The 18,139-nt window shown below is 42.1% G+C and carries 11 protein-coding genes; 7 read left to right on the top strand and 4 right to left on the bottom strand.

The window, feature by feature from the left end; genetic code table 11:
* Positions 1-308 precede the first annotated feature (308 nt).
* From QP420_RS04435 to QP420_RS04415, 5 genes are all read left to right on the top strand, one after another.
* Positions 309-1,940, top strand: a complete 1,632-nt coding sequence (locus QP420_RS04435) for a peptide ABC transporter substrate-binding protein (RefSeq protein ID WP_481616651.1) — start codon at positions 309-311, stop codon at positions 1,938-1,940.
* 219 nt (positions 1,941-2,159) lie between these two features.
* Positions 2,160-3,086 carry an ABC transporter permease gene (locus tag QP420_RS04430; RefSeq protein ID WP_481616650.1) on the top strand — a complete coding sequence of 309 codons (927 nt, stop codon included), beginning with the start codon at positions 2,160-2,162 and terminating at the stop codon, positions 3,084-3,086.
* 14 nt (positions 3,087-3,100) lie between these two features.
* On the top strand, positions 3,101-4,090 hold the full coding sequence (locus QP420_RS04425; RefSeq protein WP_481616649.1) for an ABC transporter permease: 990 nt from the start codon (positions 3,101-3,103) through the stop codon (positions 4,088-4,090).
* Between the two features lie 23 nt (positions 4,091-4,113).
* Positions 4,114-6,141, top strand: coding sequence for a dipeptide ABC transporter ATP-binding protein (locus QP420_RS04420; RefSeq protein WP_481616648.1), 2,028 nt, complete (start codon positions 4,114-4,116; stop codon positions 6,139-6,141).
* A 182-nt stretch (positions 6,142-6,323) separates the two neighbouring features.
* Positions 6,324-7,808, top strand: coding sequence for a sensor histidine kinase (locus tag QP420_RS04415; RefSeq protein WP_481616647.1), 1,485 nt, complete (start codon positions 6,324-6,326; stop codon positions 7,806-7,808).
* Between the two features lie 9 nt (positions 7,809-7,817).
* On the opposite strand, the gene QP420_RS04410 is transcribed toward QP420_RS04415, so the two are convergent.
* From QP420_RS04410 to QP420_RS04395, 4 genes are all read right to left on the bottom strand, one after another.
* The gene (locus QP420_RS04410) at positions 7,818-8,090 is read right to left on the bottom strand and encodes a WhiB family transcriptional regulator (RefSeq protein ID WP_060786468.1); all 273 of its coding nucleotides are present in this window, start codon (positions 8,088-8,090) and stop codon (positions 7,818-7,820) included.
* Positions 8,091-8,249: 159 nt separating this feature from the next.
* Complete coding sequence (locus QP420_RS04405; RefSeq protein WP_481616665.1) at positions 8,250-10,043, bottom strand: FtsK/SpoIIIE domain-containing protein; 1,794 nt, start codon at positions 10,041-10,043, stop codon at positions 8,250-8,252.
* Between the two features lie 122 nt (positions 10,044-10,165).
* Positions 10,166-11,425 (bottom strand): LCP family protein, encoded by a 1,260-nt coding sequence (locus QP420_RS04400; protein WP_481616646.1) that lies wholly within the window; start codon positions 11,423-11,425, stop codon positions 10,166-10,168.
* 135 nt (positions 11,426-11,560) lie between these two features.
* Positions 11,561-13,042 (bottom strand): LCP family protein, encoded by a 1,482-nt coding sequence (locus QP420_RS04395; RefSeq protein WP_415695760.1) that lies wholly within the window; start codon positions 13,040-13,042, stop codon positions 11,561-11,563.
* Between the two features lie 102 nt (positions 13,043-13,144).
* On the opposite strand from QP420_RS04395, the gene QP420_RS04390 reads away from it, so the two are divergent.
* A complete protein-coding gene (locus QP420_RS04390; protein ID WP_481616645.1) occupies positions 13,145-16,456 on the top strand; it encodes a glycosyltransferase family 2 protein in 3,312 nt (1,103 codons plus the stop codon).
* Positions 16,457-16,522: 66 nt separating this feature from the next.
* On the top strand, positions 16,523-18,133 hold the full coding sequence (locus QP420_RS04385; protein ID WP_060786472.1) for a DUF5719 family protein: 1,611 nt from the start codon (positions 16,523-16,525) through the stop codon (positions 18,131-18,133).
* Positions 18,134-18,139 lie beyond the last annotated feature (6 nt).

Genomic DNA, 18,139 nt, shown 5'->3' with positions numbered 1-18,139 from the left:
TAAAATACGATTTAATCCAATAATTTCTATAATAATAGTTATTTTTACGATTTATAGACAAAATAACAGTAAATTTTACATTTAGACTTTAAGCTTGCGTTGTTTAATAAAATCCGTATGATTGAATTTTAATCAACGAAGAGGCCTCCTTATTGGCTTTGCAAAGAATCCATCTGGCAATAAATACTAGGTGGATTTTATTTATTAAGCCTGTAAGCCTGTAGCCTGTAAAGCCTGCAAAGCTTGTAATGAGACTTTTTCGTGATAATTAATTGAATCCTGCCATACCCAACGTTAGGAGAAAACATATGAAGAATAAGGCATTACTTTTTGCCGCAGCTGCGTGCTCAGTTGCTATGCTGCTCGGTGGATGCGGTTCTTCTGCCTCGAAGACCGCTCAAACAAATGGTGGTAAGGTTATTATTACCGTAAACGACTCCGAGCCTCAGAACGAGCTTGTTCCAGGAAACATTAACGAAAATGCTGGCGCTCGTCCTGCTGTATTGGTCAACTCCACGTTGGTCACTTTTGACGAAAAAGGCAACACAGTAAACGAGGATGCCGAAAGCGTAACTCCAAACGCGGATGCAACTCAGTACACTGTTAAGCTTAAAAAAGATAAGAAGTTTAGCGATGGCACCCCAATTACCGCAGAAAGCTTCACCAAGGCTTGGAGCTTTGTAGCAAACGCTAAGAATGCTCAGAAGTGCGCTTCCTTCTTCCAGACCATTAAGGGTTACGAAGACTTGCAGAAGAAGGACACTAAGGGCGACGAGCAGCTTTCTGGTTTAAAGGTTGTAGATAAGTACACCTTTACCGTTGATTTGAACCAGCCAGATTCCGTGTTTGCTATTAAGGTTGGTTACCTTGCATTCGCTCCACTTCCAGAATCCTTCTACAAGAATCCAAAGGCTTATGGCGAAAAGCCTGTTTCTTCTGGCCCATACCTGTTTAAGTCTTGGGATCACAACAAGCAGATTGAAGTTGTAAAGAACCCAGATTATGATGGCCCACGTAAGGCTCAGAATGATGGCGTTACCTTTAAGATTTACACCGATGGCACCGCTGCTTACCGCGATGTTCAGTCTGGCAATCTTGATATGACCGATAACATTCCAGATACCGAAACTAAGACCTTCCAAAAGGATAAGACTGTTACTGCTTACAACCGTCCAGGTTCCGTAATCCAGCAGTTCGGTATTCCTGCAAAATTGCCACACTTCGATGTAACCACCGAAGAAGGCCGCTTGCGTCGTCAGGCTGTTTCTATGGCAATCGACCGCGAAACCATTATCAAGAAGGTTCTTAACAGCACGGCATCTCCTGCAAACGAGTTCACTTCTCCTTTGACTCCAGGCTACAAGGCAGATCTTAAGGGTCACGAACACCTTAAGTTTAATGCAGCAAAGGCTAAGGAACTTTGGGCAAAGGCAGATAAGATCTCTAAGTATGATGGTCCTCTTACCTTTACTTACAACGCTGATGGCAACGCTAAGTCTGTGTTTGACGCAGTTGTGAATTCGTTGAAGAACAATCTTGGCATCAATGCTGAAACCACTCCAGTTCCAACATTCCAAGAGTTCCGCAATGCATGCTCTAACCGTCAGATTAAGGGTGCATGGCGTGCAGGCTGGATGCCAGATTACCCAAGCCCAGAAAACTACTTGACTCAGGAATTTGCTTCCGTTGCTGCCGACGGCAATGGCTCCAACGAAGCCGATTACAAGAATCCTAAGTTTGATGATTTGCTTAAGAAGGCTGCTTCTTCGCAACCAGCTGAGGCAACTAAGCTTTATCAGCAGGCTAACGAGATTCTTCTTGAGGATCTTCCATACATCCCACTGTTCTACTCGAACGCTAAGGCTGTTATGGTTCCAACCTTGAAGGGCTTTGTAATGGATTGGCAGAACATGCCACTTTACTACAAGCTTCACAAGTAAAGATCTAAGATTAAGTAGCTATAGTAAAAAATAAATCATAATTGAATAGCATGTAAAAACGTGCTGCTGCCTTCGAATGGCGAATAAAATAAATAAATTCTATCCGCTGTTCGAGGCAGCACTTTGTGTTTTTACTTAGGTTGGATAAATAGTATGCAATCGCACAAAAGTTGGGTATGTGCTTTGCGAATTTTTAAGTAAGTATATAAGGAGAAACCAATGGGTAAATATGTTCTGCGCCGTGTTCTGCAGATGATTCCTGTGGTTCTCGGCACAACATTGTTGGTGTACGCTTTGGTGTTTGCTTTGCCTGGAGATCCAGTTAAGGCAATGTTTGGAGATAAACCAATTAATCATGCGGTAGAAGCGCAAATTCGTGCCGAGTATAACTTGGATAAGCCATTTATTATTCAGTATTTGTTGTTCTTAAAGAATGCGCTTACTCTTGATTTTGGTCATACTTTTGCTGGCCAGCCTGTTATTGACGAGATTGGCCGCGCATTCCCTGTAACCATTAAACTTGCGTTAATGGCATTTGCTTTTGAAGCTTTGTTCGGCGTAGCTTTTGGCATAATCTCTGGCTTAAAGAAAGGAAAGTGGTACGACAGTGTAATTCTTGTTGTATCGCTTCTTCTTATTTCTGTGCCAACATTTGTTACTGGCTTTGTTGGCCAATATGTGTTTGGTGTTAAGTGGCAAATCATGCCTGTTACTGCAAGCAATGACCCAGGGTTCTACGATCTTCTTCTTCCTGCAATAGTTCTTGGGTCTGTTTCAATGGCCTATATTATTCGACTTACAAGGTCGGAAATCTCTTCGAATATTGCACTTGATTATGTTCGTACGGCTCGAGCAAAGGGCTTAAAAGAAGGCTCCGTTATTGTTCGACACATTTTGCGAAATTCACTTATTCCTGTTGTTACCTTCTTGGGTCAGGATTTGGGCGCGCTTATGGGCGGCGCTATGATTTCGGAAACAATCTTTAACATTCATGGCGTTGGCTTCCTTACCTATCAGGGAATTTTAAAGGGAGAAGGAAACCTTGTTGTTTCTATAGTTACGCTTCTTATGTTGATATTTGTAGTCAGCAATCTTCTTGTTGACATGTTGTACGCGGCTCTAGATCCGCGCATTCGCTACGCGTAAGGAGAGCAGACATTATGGAAGATAATTTGATGGAAAATAATTTGACTACAAATAACGCAAATTACAATACTCTGCCAGGCCAGGAACGATACGTTGCACCTCTTGACGATACACCTCTTCAAGAAGTTGATTCCGTAGACGAGTCCGCTCCAGCTACAAGCATGTGGGCAGACGCTTGGCGATCTTTGCGCAGAAACCCACTGTTTATTGTTTCTGCAGTTTTGATTATTGCAATTATTTTCGTTGCGCTTTTCCCAGGCGTGCTTACAAAGCACAATCCTAATTATTGTGTTTTGGAGAACTCTCTTGAGCCAGCTTCCTCCGCGCATCCATTTGGATTCGACATGCAGGGCTGCGATATTTATGCTCGAGTTGTATACGGAACCCGCACATCTCTAAGCGTTGGCTTGCTTGCAACCGCCTTAGTGGTGTTAGTTGGATCGCTAATTGGCGCTTTAGCTGGATTCTTTGGTGGATGGGTTGATGCTGTTCTTAGCCGAATCACCGACATCTTCTTAGCCTTGCCAATGCTTTTGGGTGCAATCGTAGTTTTGCAAATGTTCCGTACGTCTAAGTCGATTTGGAAAATCGTGTTTGTTATGGTTCTTTTTGGATGGGTAGGCGTTGCTCGAATCGCAAGAAGTGCCGTAATGGAATCCAAGAATCTGGAATTTAACACGGCATCCACGGCTTTAGGCTCTACGCCAATGCGAAATCTGTTCCGCCATATTATTCCAAACTCGTTGGCTCCAATCATTGTTGTAGGCACAACATCTCTCGGTTCTTACATTGTGTTGGAAGCAACACTTAGCTTCTTGGGTATTGGTTTGCCAACTACAACCGTTAGCTGGGGTGTAGATATTTCTACTGCTAGAAATGTTCTTACTACAAATCCAGAAGTCTTGTTCTATCCGTCTATTGCGCTCGCTATTACTGTTCTCGCCTTTATTATGATGGGCGACGCTGTAAAAGATGCGTTGGATCCAAAGAGCCGCAAGGCGTAAGTTAGCGTGGAGGAATAGTGATTATGAACACAGCAATACGTAAGAATGTAGATACCTTTGCAATGCAGCGCGAGCAGGGTCCTTTGCTGGAAGTCAAAAATCTTCAGGTTGACTTTACAACGGATTCTAAAAAAGCCGTACACGCTGTTAGAGATGCTAGCTTTAACGTTTACCCAGGTCAGTGGGTTGCAATTGTGGGCGAATCTGGTTCTGGAAAGTCCACTTCGGCAATGGCGGTCTTGGGTTTGCTTCCAGGAACAGGCCACGTTACGGGCGGTTCTATTAAGCTAAAAGGCCAAGAAATAAGCAATCTAAAGCCAAAAGAGTTTGCAGCTTTGCGTGGAAGCGCAATGGGATTGGTTCCGCAAGACCCTATGAGCAACTTGAACCCTGTGTGGCGAATTGGCACGCAGGTTAAAGAGGCTTTGAAGGCAAATGGAGTTGATGTTGATCACGAGAAGCGTTCCGCTTTGGCAGAAGCTTTGGCTGGAGACGCTGTAGAAGTAAAAAGCAATGATGACGAAACATTCCTTGGTTCTAAGGAATTGGGTGCATTGTTGGAAGAAGCAAAGCAGGCTTTGGCACAGGTTGGTCTTAGTGAGCAAACAAATGCCGAAAAGTTTAATGAAGCCATGGAATACTACAAAAAAGAGTGGGTTCCAGGCTCCGAAACTCGTTGGCGCGTTGCAGACGATTTAATCAAGTACGGTGTGAACGACGACAAAGCTTGGGAAATCGCCAAGAAGTATGTTGTTGGTGCAAGCGTTGAAGACCGTATTGCTGGCTTGCTGGATGAAGCTGGTTTACCAGATGCTGCAACTCGCGCACGCCAGTTCCCACATGAGTTTTCTGGAGGCATGCGTCAGCGTGCGTTAATTGCCATTGGTTTGGCTTGCCGACCAGATTTGCTGATTGCAGATGAGCCAACTTCCGCACTCGACGTTACTGTGCAAAAGCGTATTCTCGACCATTTGCATACGCTTACCGATTCTCTTGGAACTTCCGTTCTGTTTATTACTCACGATTTAGGTTTGGCTGCGGCTCGCGCACAGCACGTTGTTGTTATGTATAAGGGTCGCGTTGTTGAATCTGGTCCATCTTTGGACGTTTTGCAGCACCCGCAGCATCCGTACACTAAGCGATTAGTTGCAGCGGCTCCAAGCCTGGCTTCTCAGCGAATCATCTCCGTTAAGGAGCATGGCGGTAACGCGGATAATTTGCTTGAGCATCACGTAGTGGGTGAGCAAACTCTTGAAAAGAGCGAGCATATTATTACGGTAGATCACTTAACTCGCGAGTTTAAGCTTCCGCGTAAGAAGGAGCTGTTTAAGGCTGTTGATGATGTTTCGTTCTCTATTAAGCGCGGAACAACGTTGGCAATCGTGGGTGAATCTGGTTCTGGTAAGTCTACTGTTGCAAACATGGTTTTAAGGTTGCTTAAGCCTACAAGCGGAACTGTTACCTACGAAGGCAAGAATATTGCCGACTTAAAGGGCGCGGATTTGCTTGACTTCCGCCGCCATGTGCAGCCAGTGTTCCAAAATCCTTACGGTTCGCTAGACCCAATGTATTCGATTTATCGTTCGATTGAAGAGCCTTTGCGTATTCATAAGATTGGAAGTAAAAAGAGCCGTCAGAACCGCTTGCGCGAGCTTTTGGACATGGTTCGCATGCCTGCTTCTGTTATGACTCGATTCCCGAACGAGCTTTCTGGTGGCCAGCGTCAGCGCATTGCGATTGCGCGTGCAATGGCATTGGATCCAGATGTAATCGTTTGCGATGAAGCGGTTTCTGCGCTAGACGTGCTTGTTCAAGATCAGGTTTTGCATTTGCTTAACGATTTGCAAGCAGAGCGCGGATTAAGCTACTTGTTCATCACTCACGATTTGGCTGTGGTTCGTCAGATTGCAGACGAGGTTGTTGTTATGCAACACGGAAAGCTTGTTGAGCACGCTACAACCGACGAAGTGTTTGATCATCCGCAAAAGGAGTACACTCGAGATCTTCTCGATGCAATTCCTGGTGGAAATCTGGAACTTGGATTGGACTAGTGCAAGATTTGTATTAGTGCAATAAAGATGCAATAGATAAAGGTGCAGGAGATAAACTTCTGCACCTTTGTTTTATGTTTCGTTTTACGCATTGTTTTATGTTCCGCGTTCTGTTTATAAGAGCAATCGGCATGTTTTAGAATCTTCGCGTGTTTATATTTGCGTGTTTATATTATTAAATCATGGCTGATTTTTCTCATATTCTTGCAACGCGTCCAGATTTTGACGAGTCGGATCGCGAATGGCTTCATCATCTTGTAGCAGACTGGCAGGTTATAGCAGATTTAAGTTTTGCAGACTTGCTCTTGGTTATTCAAAATGGCAATGGCGATTACGTTGTAGCAGAACAATGCCGTCCATCTACAGCAATAACGCTTAGAACCGAAGATTTACTCGGCGTAAAGTTAGATGAATCAATGCACAAAGAGCTAGAAGCGGCAATGAGCAAAGAAACAAGCTTCCACTCTTCTGTTTTAAGAACTGTTGGTAGAGCTACTGTTTGCAACGTTTATGCTCCTGTTCGTCACAATGGCAAAACGCTTGGCTTGGTTCTTAGGGAAACAAATCTTGCAACAAGAGAATCAAACGGTAGGTACGAGACGGAAAGCATTAATGCTGGCAAAACTTTGTTCGACATGATTGCGCGCGAGCAATTTCCGTACCACGATTCAATGCTAAATCAGCGCCACAATGCTCGAGTTGCCGATGGTTTTATTGTATTAGAAGAAAGCGGTGTTGTGCGTTACGCTTCTCCAAACGCAATCAGCTGCTTCCGCAGACTTGGTGGATTAGACACTATGCAAGGCGAGTTTTTGTGCGAATTTGGAGCGCGGCTTCTTCGCATAAACGATGTTGTTCCCGAGAGCTTGCCTTTGGTTTTAAGCGGTAAAGCAGACGTTGATTGCGAGCTAGAAGTAAACAATTCTGTTGTGTCTATGCGCTCGCTGCCGTTATATGGACCAAACAATCGAACTGGTGCCGTTGTTCTTTGCCGAGATGTTACAGAGGTTCTTAGAAGGGAAAAAGAGCTTCAAACTAAGAACGCTACTATTTCCGAGATTCATCATCGTGTTAAGAATAATCTTCAAGCTGTTTCCGCATTGCTTCGTTTGCAAGCTAGAAAAACTAAGTCTCAAGAGGTTCGTAAAGAGCTAGAAGAGGCTCAGAGGCGCGTTCAGACTATTGCTCTTGTTCACGAAGGCTTAAGTCAAACAGCGGACGAGGTTGTTGACTTTGATAAAGTGATTTCTAGTTTACTTAAAATGTCTATTGAGCTTGCTTCGCAGAATCAAAATATTACGGTTGATTTTTGCGGTAAATTTGGCAAACTTGCGGCTCAAGATGCCACGCCTCTTTCACTTGTTTTAACCGAGCTTGTTACTAATGCGGTGGAGCATGGTTTTGAAGGCATGAGTGAGGGTCATATTAAGATTTCCGTTGGCCGCGGTGGAGACAATCTTAGTATTGTTGTAGAAGATAATGGTGGCGGAATCGAAAGCGAATCCTTGCATGGAATGGCAAAATCTTCTGGCTCTGGATTAGGCACTCAGCTAATCAATACCTTTGTTACTAACGACTTTGGAGGCACTGTTAAGTGGGAATCGCGCAGAGAGGGTGGAACTCGCGTTCTGCTAGATATTAAGCTGCGCGTGCCTGGAGTAGAGTAGTCTATCTACTTAAAATTCGGCGTTTTGATTTCTGCGCGCTCGCATTGCTCTACGCTTTAGCGAGCGCCTTTCGTCTTCGCTAAGGCCGCCCCAAACGCCGTAGTCTTGGCTTGTTTCTAGAGCGCATCTTAAGCAATTGTCTGCAACGTTACAAGTTCGGCACACCGCTTTGGCTTCTTCAACTTGCTGACTGGATGCACTGTTGTTTCCCACTGGGAAAAATAGCTCAGGATCCTTATCTCGGCAAGCTGCTTTGGAACGCCAGTCGAATGCGCTACTCATAAGTAAATAACCTCTTTTTTAAACGCGTTTACACTTACTAATCAAAGTTGTTAGATTTTACATAAAAACTATCCGCACTCAAGGAAAGCATGAATATAACTTTTTTTCAAGACTTTTACAAAAATTTTTTAATCTTTTTGAGTGATTTAAATCATATTTTTATGTAAAACTCAAGATTTGCAGCAAATTAGCGCTTCCAGGAATAATCATTATGCATCTTCCTGGAGTTTGATAATCTTCTACGCTTAGTGTTTTTAACAAGTCGGCAGGTATTCCAAGCATAGAGTCCGTTGCACAATCGCCTGTTGGAAAGATTATTCTTACTGGCGCCTGCTCTGGTATACGTATGTGTCTTGCGTTTTGGGCGCAAAATACAACTGTTGTTTTAGAATCTTTTAACTTGCATTGTAATTCTTGCGACTTTTCATCGCTTCTAAAAGGTTCTAAAAGCAAGTCGGCATCGTCGTTAATATAAAGGTTCTTTGAATCTTGATTTTGTAGTTTAATCGCATTTTTAATTACATTTATAAGATTAGTTTTGCCGCGTTTGCTTGCGCCAATAATCGCTATGTTTCCAAGATTTGTTGGCAAAATTGCTTCGCTTAGGTTAATCCCGTCGTCTTTTAAGCCTATTAGAAGTCCAGATTCTCTATTTTCTGTGTTTTTGCAGTATCTATTAAGCGTTGAATTATTTAAGTATCTTGGAAGGGGAGCGCTAAACAATTGTTTAGGTGCTTTATAGCAATAGAATTTTCCAGCTAACTTTATTGCCTCAATCAGTGAATTTTTATTTTGACTTTGCGAGCATTGTAATGCCACTATTCCGTCTCCCGTATTGCAGTATGCAGCTCCAGGGTTATTTGGGTTTATACTTGCGGCGGCTTGTGAGCCGAGTAGTTCGTGTGATTGCATGGCATCTCTAACTCTTAAGCAAATGTTTATAGACATATTTGCTTTCATATCTGTGTTTACTTGCCCCATTGGGTTTTGTGTACACGCTATAAGATGCATTCCTAAAGACCTTCCAACCGAAGCTATGCGTATTAGTCGATTTATGTAGTCGGGGAGCTGATTTTTAAGAGCGTGGAATTCGTCTATAACAATTACCATTGCAGGCTCGCTTGGATTTACTTGACTAATATCGTGGCAGCCTTGATTTGCCACCAATCTTTCTCGCCTGTCTAATTCCATCTCTAATCCGCGCAATGCTCTTGCTGCGTGTTTAAGATTTAAGTCGCCAACGTTTCCAACGCTGTGTGGCAAAGTGGCAAGAGAATCGAATGTTGCTCCGCCTTTAAAATCCATAAACACAAATTGCAGTAACTTTGGTGAGTATTTAAAGGCTAGCGCCAAGCACCATGATGTTAGTAAAACAGATTTTCCAGCACCAGTTGTTCCAGCTACAAGAGCGTGAGGGCCATTTTTAACAAGATCTATGCAAAAGTATCCGTTGCTGCTTATTCCGATTGGAGCTACTAGGTTTTTATACGATTTAAAAGGGTTTTTAGAAGACACTAGCCAAGCGTATACAACGTTTTTCCAAGGAGGAACATGATTATGCATGCTCTTAGAATTGCTTGCAGAATAAATTTGATTTGCATTGTTAATTAGCATTGCTTCTAGGTTGATTGGAACAAGAGTTCCTGGAATGCCTTGAATATGAGAAGCAACTGTTGTTTTGCCAAGTTGAATACTTTGATTCTTTTTATTTTTTACGCAATTTTTGTTGTTTTTGTTTGAGTTATATTGAACAATCTGCGGTATTAAGCATGCAATATACATCATTATGCTAGGAACAACCATTGCAAGCATCATCCAGCTTTTTTGCAAAAATGCCATTATAGCAAGCGCAATATTGGCCAAAATAGGAACGACGTTTGCTGTTATTTGCATCCAAAACATTGGTTTTGAATTTAGGTTTTTAGCATTGTTTTCATTATTTTCGTATTCCATAACGCAATAGTGCATGGCCATTACAAAATACGCAAGAAAAATTTAGCAATGTGGTTAAAGGCTAAATTGGCTTGGCTTGATTGGCTAAATCGACCGAAGGGGCTTGATTGGCTAAATCTAGTCTACTGTTCTGCTAGCGTTCCAACGCTCCCAGGCGCATGCGTTCCAGCAGATAATTGATTGAATAAGTCAATGTTTTTAGCATCGTCTAGCAAAACCGATGAGCCAACTGAATACACCCAATAATCTGGGTTTGTCCAATAAACAGTGCCCGTTACTCCGTCTTTTCCTGTTGCTTCTTTAAAAGCAAGACCCATGTTTAATAGTGTTCCAGGATTTGAGTTTTCGTCTAATATTGTAGAATCGAGTGAGGCTTTTGCAAAACCTTTTACGGTTGAAAAGTTTGTAAGTGTGCTACTTGATAAAGCTTTTTTCATTATTGCGCTAATTACCATTCGCTGTCTTGCTGCTCTTCCAAAGTCGGATTGCGGATCTGCATACCTCATTCTAGAAAATGCCAATGCAACATTTCCGTCTACGCTGTGGCATCCTGCAGTCCAATTAAGTCCGCTGTAAGCGTCGCTAACTGTGCGATCGTAGCATAAATCTATTGTTCCCAGTGAGTTTACAACGTTTCTAAGCCCTGCAAATTTTATTTCTGCAACGTGGTCTATTTTGTGACCCGTAATCTTTTCAACGGTTTTTGTTAGCGCTCTATTTCCAAGATCTTGCGCAACCGTGTTAATCTTCATTTGCTGGCCGTTTATAGAAACAAGCGAGTCTCTTGGAATGGATATTAGGGAACTATGCCCATTTACTGGCTTTGTTAAAACAAGAATCGTGTCTGTTCTAAAGCCAGTTATTTCTTTTGCTTCTTCGCCTTCTCGCTGATCCGATCCTAAAATTAGCCAAGTTGTTTCTTGAGTATCTGGAGTGTCTGTTAGCCAATTGCTGCGCTTAATCTGAGAATCTACCCAGTTCCAAGATAAAACGCCTATTGCGCCAGCAAGAATAAGGATTATTACTAAAGTTAGAGATAAATACTTTAATACGCGATGCTTTTTTCTAAAAGTAACCGCTCCAACAGCTGGATTATTTGCCATTGGTTTAACTTCATTTTGATTAGCGCTTTGGCTACTTCTTCGAGGCCTTGGCTCAAAAGATGGAGCGAGTTGAACTCTTTGATTATTGCTAGCTTTGTTTTCTTCGATTTTTGGCGCGCTATTTGCTTCGTTTTCTAGCTCACTATTTTTGTGCGCTTTTCTAGGCGGAAAGCTTGGTATGGAATTGGAATTTGCACTTTTATTGCGCTTGTTAGATGGAGCAAAGCTAGGTGGAATATTTTGATTTCCCAAAGCGTCTTCTGGACGTTGCTGGCTCATTTATCCTCCCTAAGCCACGCGTTTGCAATCTTGCTAGCGTCTGTTTGTATGCATTAGTTATTGCTAAAACTATCAATGGCATTATAAAGCAACGTGGTTATAAACGTTGTAACAACGTTGCTTTTGCCAAGTGTATTATTTTCCTTTTGGAACTGCGCATATTGTATTGTTTAGATACTTATCTGCAATTCCCATGTAGTGACCAGTTTCTGGGTTTCTTATTGTTCCGTCTTCTGGGTTAACAATTCCGCCGCTATTCGGGTCAATAAGCCTGCCCAAGCTATCTTTTGCTAATCCAGTTTTTGCGTCTACGCGACCAATTTTAACTGCGTTTGGATCTGCAGAGGAATTAGAGGAGTTAAGACTATTTTCGCCAGATTCTGTAGAATCTTCAGAGTCGGCAGAATCCGAACTAGACGAATCGGAGTTTTCTTTAGAATCGCTCTTTTTGCCATTCTTCGCGTTCTTTTTTGAAGACTTTTTACCTTTATTTGGTTTTTCGCCTAGATTTTTAGTTAATGGCTTATCTTCTTGCATTAAATCCCAAACATCTTGAGCGCTATCGTCTAAAATAACACGATTTGCATCGTAAGGATCGGTTGTAACCGGTATTGTTTGAGCGTAAATGTGCGAAGGCTTTAGATTATGAAGACTTGCAGCCAAAGCAACTAATGTTGTAGGGTTTGCAAGACCCTGACTCATATTAAGCGATTTTAGAGCTGACTTTGCAAGCTGATACAGCTGAGCTGACTGCGTTAGTAAGTTCTTAGATAGCGCTTGATGAATAAGCTGCTTAAGAAGATACTGCTGGCGAGTTGTTCGCATAATATCGCTTCCGTCGCTTGCGCTATCGTGCCTCATTCTTGCGTATTGCGTCGCTTGAACACCGTCTAGGTGCTGAAGTCCGCGCTTTAGATTAACGCCAGTGTAGTAATCCCTAGTGTTAACAGGAATACACAGGGTTACTCCGCCAATCGCGTTAATCATGTCGCTTAAGCCACTAAAATCTGCAACAATAAAATCAGTTATGTTTAACCCAGTAATCTCGTTTACTGTTGCAAGCGTGCAAGATGCTGCGCTAGCTAAATCTCCGCCTTTAGCATAGCCAAGAGCAAAAATCGAGTTAAACATAACTTTACGTCTAGCAGGAATTCTGCCATTAGAAGTATCGCATGCTGCAGCCTTAACCATTGAATCTCTAGGAATTGAAACAATATTTATATAAGACCTATCTGCGCTGATTTGAACAACCATTGCAGTATCTGACTGATGGTTTTCGTCTTCGCCGCCACCTTGGAAAGATCGGTTTTTACCTTCTCGAGTATCTTGGCCAAGAACAAGAATGTTAATGGTTTTGCCAGCATTAGGGTCTATTGTTTTAGCTTGTTTGCTATCTTTTGCAATAGTGGTTATAACGCGTGAGCTGATTGTTGAAGAAAAATCAAGCCATATGGCTGCGATTATTGTAGTTAAAAAGACTAGAACGGCAACAATTGCCATGCAAATGATTTTACGAGAGGTATTTAGCATCTGACTATTGAGAGTATGGTGCGGTGCGGAAGAGTCCCAATAGTTAGTTTGGTACCGACGGTCTTGATTATACCGAGAGGCTGCCATGCTTCCTTCTTTCGTAAATACACATATAAACCACCATTATAATGCATTCTATTGAGATTTTTAAACATGCATAATACACACCCCTTGCGTAAACTATTGTGTATGGATTCAATAACCGCTGAAACTAGCACCTTTGAAAACGATGCTTTACAAGTATTCTCTGCTTTAAGTAGAACAAAGCCTCGCGAGGTTGATTATTCTATTGCCTCAATAATGAGCGTTGAGCAAGATACGCGGTTTTACGAAGAAACTTTGCATGCGGTTATAAATCAAAGTGTGCTTCCTGGAACTATTGTTATAGCTGATTGCGCTAGTCGCGTTAAAAAAGAGTTAGTAAAGACTTTTAGCGTTCAAATCGAACCAACTCAATTAACTGGATTAATTTCTAATGCAGATTTTTCCAACGCAAATCAAACTTTTAGTAATGCGTATGGCAATGCGTACAGCGGCAATAACGCTGAATCCTATAAAGAATATAAACAAATAAAAGTTGTTATTCTTCCTATTAAGTCTGCAAAATCATTTGGAGACGCTGTAGAAAAGTCTTTAAAAAAATTGCTACCGTTGCAGGGTGTTAAGTCGTTGTGGCTTTTACATGATGATTCAAAACCTGCCAACAGCAAATGTCTTGAAGCTCTAAGGGAGACTTGGCGAAACACTCCAACAGCTTGTGTTCTTGGAGCAAAGCAGGTTGATTGGCAAGGCAAGATTCTTCATAACGTTGGCATGTATGCATGGAAGCATAAAGTGCATTCGCTTAGCGTAGAAGGTGAGCCAGATCAGGAGCAGTACGATTTTAGGGGAGACGTTTATTCTGTTTCTCTTGCAGGTGCTTTAGTTTCGCTTAGCACTTGGCAAACAATGCGTGGAACACAGCCTTGGCTTACCACTTTTGAAGAATCTAACGATTTTTGTAGGCGAGTTATTTTAAGCGGTGGGCGAGTTGTTGTTGTTCCAAAAGCCATAATCGCGCATAGAAGAGCGCGTTTTGATGGGCTTCGCACTAGGAGTGGCGAAGAGCGTGATGCCGAAAAAACTACAGTTTGCTACGGTCTTGCTTATTCGATTATGGCAAAGCAAAGATACCTGTATACAGATGTTAGCGTTATTATGTGGCCGCTTATCTGGCTTTTAAGTGTTCCAATGTCTTTAATTCGCGCGCTTCAGTCTTTGTTTGCTAAGCAGCCGTATGTTGCGTTTATGCGTCTTATGCTTCCTTGGATTGCGTTAGCTCAGCTGCCTCGCGCTGTTTTTGCAAGAAGACGAGTGTCAAGAGTTTCAAAAGTTTCGTTAAAACGACTCACTTCTCTTATAGCAAGTCGCAGCCAGATTACGCGTTGGAAAGACAAGACTGTTGCTTTTAAAACTCAAAAAAAGGGTGTTATTTTAAGTCCGCTTGCAAGAAAACACTTGCATAGAAGAGTTTTGCTTAGATGGAGTGCTGCGATTTGCGCTTCACTACTTGTTTTTGTAACCGTCATGCTTCTTTACGGAGCGCCGATTAATAAGATTCTTTCTGGGTCTTCGCTTTATTCAAGTCAGCTTCTTTCTACTGGCGCCGATTTTCCAAGTCTTTTTAAATCTGCGATTGGAGCATATATTCCAGACGATGGTTTTGCGTCTGCACTCCCACCGTCTCCGCTTCTTATGATTTGGATGCTAGCTTCCATTGTGTTTGGTGGAAATACTGTAGCCGCAATAAACGCCATATTCTTCCTTGCAGCTCCAGCCATGCTGTTGAGTTTTTGGGCGCTTGCAGGCGTGTTTACTAGATCAGACATTGTGCGAGTATGCTCAGGCCTTTGCTGGACAATGATTGCAATGGCATTTGGCGTTTTTGCTAGAGGCGATTTGCCAATGATTTTAACAATGGTATTTTTGCCAGCCGCGTTTGCCTTTGCTTTCCATGCCGTGGGAATGTATGTTACAGAAGATCCTGTTGTTCCAGTTGCATCAGTTCAAAGTGCGGCTTGCGCATCTTTGTGCTTTATGGTTCCGCTTGCTGCAAGTCCTCAGCTTTTGCTGCCAATGTTTGTTATTTTTGTTGCAGCAATTATTATGGTGCGTTCGCATCGCTTTATGCTTGCGCTAATGCCTATTCCATCTATTTTGGTTCTTTTGCCAACATTGGGTAGCGTTGTGCGCTATTTTGAAGCTGGAATGTGGCGCCAAATTTTTGCCAGCATGGCTTTGCCTTCTCAAAAAATAAATGGCGCTCCTAGAGTTAGTAGCTATATAGACGTTTTGCTTAGAGCATTTAACATTGATTTGAATCATTTTTCTTCGGGGTCAATGTTTATTTTGCAACTTCGCGGAATAATCATGATTGTGTTCGCAGCCTTAGCTGTATTAATGGCTTTGTGTGCTCTTGCTCTTCCGTTTGCTTTAAGAGCTTCAAGAATGATGTGGGTTGTAATTGTTAGCGGAATGGCGCTTTCTTTGGCTGCTTGTCGTGTTGTTATTGCTTCGGATTTTGACGGTCCTATTGCTGCAAGCGTTCTTCCAGGCGTATGCTTGAGCGCGCTTGGCGTTCTTACTTGCATGTGCATGGTGGCAGGAAAAGCCGTTCGTAGGTTTGAGCCTTTAAGAAGGTCTAATTCCATTAATCAAGATAATAATCCAGACGATTACACTACGCGTGCTTCTAAGCGTGCGGCTATGAGGCGTTCTGCTAAGATAATGATGAAAAAGCTCATTCATCTTGCAAGAGGAATTTTAGCTTTTGGCATTTTTGCTGTTGCTGCTTTGCTTGGATTATTTGCAATTATTAGCGGGCCAGTAACCTCTGTTTACGCAAGCGATAATGGCCTGCCAATGGTTGTTTCGGATTACTTAAATAAAAACGAAGCTAATCGCGTTCTTGCCATTAAGGCTGTAAATAGTCGCGAACTTAATGTCTCGATTATGCGTACGTCTCGCGGTGATTTGGTTGATTTATCTCCATCTTTGCAAGTTAGAGATGTTTTATACGGGTATTCTCCTAGTACAAATACGCTTTATTATGCGGCTTCTAAGCTTCTTTCTCATGCAAGCGATGAGTCTATTGAAACCTTAAAGCAGCTTGGTATTGGTGGAATTTACATTGTTAATGATTCTAAAGCTAAAGATAATTTAGCTGCTACCAATTCAATGATTTACGTAGAAGGCTCTGCAAATAAAGATGCAACCGAAAAGCTGATTGCCAATGTTAACGCTTCTGCAGGCACACAACTCGTTGTTTCATCTAATCATGGAACCTACTGTAGATTCGATTCTCTACCAGATTCATCTGCTTCTAAAACGTCGATTTATAGCCATTCGCGCCCACTTTCTTGGAGGCTTCCGTGGATTGTTATTTTTGTATTAGTGCTGCTATTGTATTGCCTTGTTGCTTTGCCTCGTTTTAACAGCAATAACGTAATAGAACGTGGATGATTAGGATTAGTAGGATTAGTAGTTAGAAGCTATGATTGATTAGACGGATAAATGGCAGGTAGATTAATGAAGTCAAATACGAATTCTAAAAATAGTCATCGTCATGCACAAGATGCTGCGTCAATTAGCGCTTCTGTTCGTTTTAGAAGATTCAAACTGTGGTCTTTATCTATTTTGAGTGCGGCAATACTTGTTTCTTGTGCAATTGTTGCCTCTTTCGTATGCCCGCTAAAGCAGCTAACAGATGACCCTATTTCTCCTGTTGGAAGCGTAGAAAAGCGCGTTAGCTCTACAAACTTGCAAACAGTTTGCCCTAGCAGAATAGCTTTACCAGATTCAGCAAATTATGGAGATAGCGAGTTTCAAGAATCCGAAGGTGATTTAAAGTCAATAGCCAGATATGCGTCTTTTGGTAGCGTTTATAAGTCCACTTTTAACGGCGTAAAATATGCTGGAGATTCTAAAGATTTAGTCAACAAATCTTTTAATAATCCTTCTACTTATGATTCTAGCGAAAATAGCGATGGGGCTTATTTCGCGCAAAGCGATGTAGACAAAGATGCTAAAGTTTTGGAAAGTAGTCTTTTAAACGCGCAGTCTGGCACTGGTTCCGCAGCTTCAGCTGCTTCTTGGGCCACTAGCGGAGATTTAAAGGGCGTATCTGCCACTTCTTGTGTGTCTCCTTCAATGCGTCAAAGCTTTATTATTCCAAAAATATCCGAAGGAATCTCTGTAAGATTAAATTCTGTTAATCTTTCGTCTAAGCCTACGGTTGTAAGCGTTAAAGCATGGTCAACTAATAAGTCTGGCGCTGGGCTAAATCTTTCTACAGGAAGCACCTTTACTGTTCCAGCGCACAGCGACGCATATTTTAACATTTCCGCAGCTGCTGCAAAGTCCGATGGTCTTTACATTCAAGTTTTAAGCGAACAGGCTCCAGTTTCGTCGTTCGTTAAGTTTATTCGTTCATCTGGTCTTGTTTCTAAAGGCGTGGATATTATTTCGCCAGAAGAATCCGCATCTTTAGAGCCTGTTTTGCCAGGCATTAGTGAGGGCGATCAAGCCAAAGCTTATATTTGGTCTACTAAAAGCGGAAAAGCCAACTTGTATTGGCTAGACGAGTCTGGAAAAAAGAGCATTAAAGAAGTTGATTTTAATGCAAGACAGATTCAGGTTGTTGATTTAGCAGAAGTTCCTAAGGGTGTTGGTGCCATTTTTGCGCAGAGCAACGTTCCTATTTTTGCTATGGCTTCGGTTGAAAGAAATGGTAAAGATGGCCAGAGTGATGTTGCTTTTGTTAATGCTGTTCACTCTATTACAAATAGTGCGCTTGTGTCTGCATTTTCTGCAGACGAAACATCGCTTTATATTGCAAATGGACTGGTTAGCAATGCCAATGTAACGCTTAATGCTTACGATTCTTCTGGCCTAAAAGTCGCTTCTAAGTCTATTAGTGTTAAGCCATATTCTGTTGCAACAGTTTTAGCAAAAGATGTTGATCCTAAAGCGGTTATGTTTACTATTAAATCTAAGTCTGGCGTTTCGTTTGCGTCTAGAGTTCAGTCAAAAGCAGTAAATGACGCTGGTTTTGCAGGAGTGGCGTGGATTTCTTCTAAATCGCTTGACCCTAATAGCATAAGCGTTAAAGTCCGCTCAAATCCTTCGATTGTAAAGTAGACTTAG

The sequence above is a fragment of the Bifidobacterium sp. UMB1197 genome (assembly GCF_030217745.1).
Lineage (GTDB): Bacteria > Actinomycetota > Actinomycetes > Actinomycetales > Bifidobacteriaceae > Bifidobacterium > Bifidobacterium vaginale_B.
The sequence above is the reverse complement of the archived record's forward strand: the minus strand, read 5'-3'. Positions and strand labels throughout refer to the sequence as shown.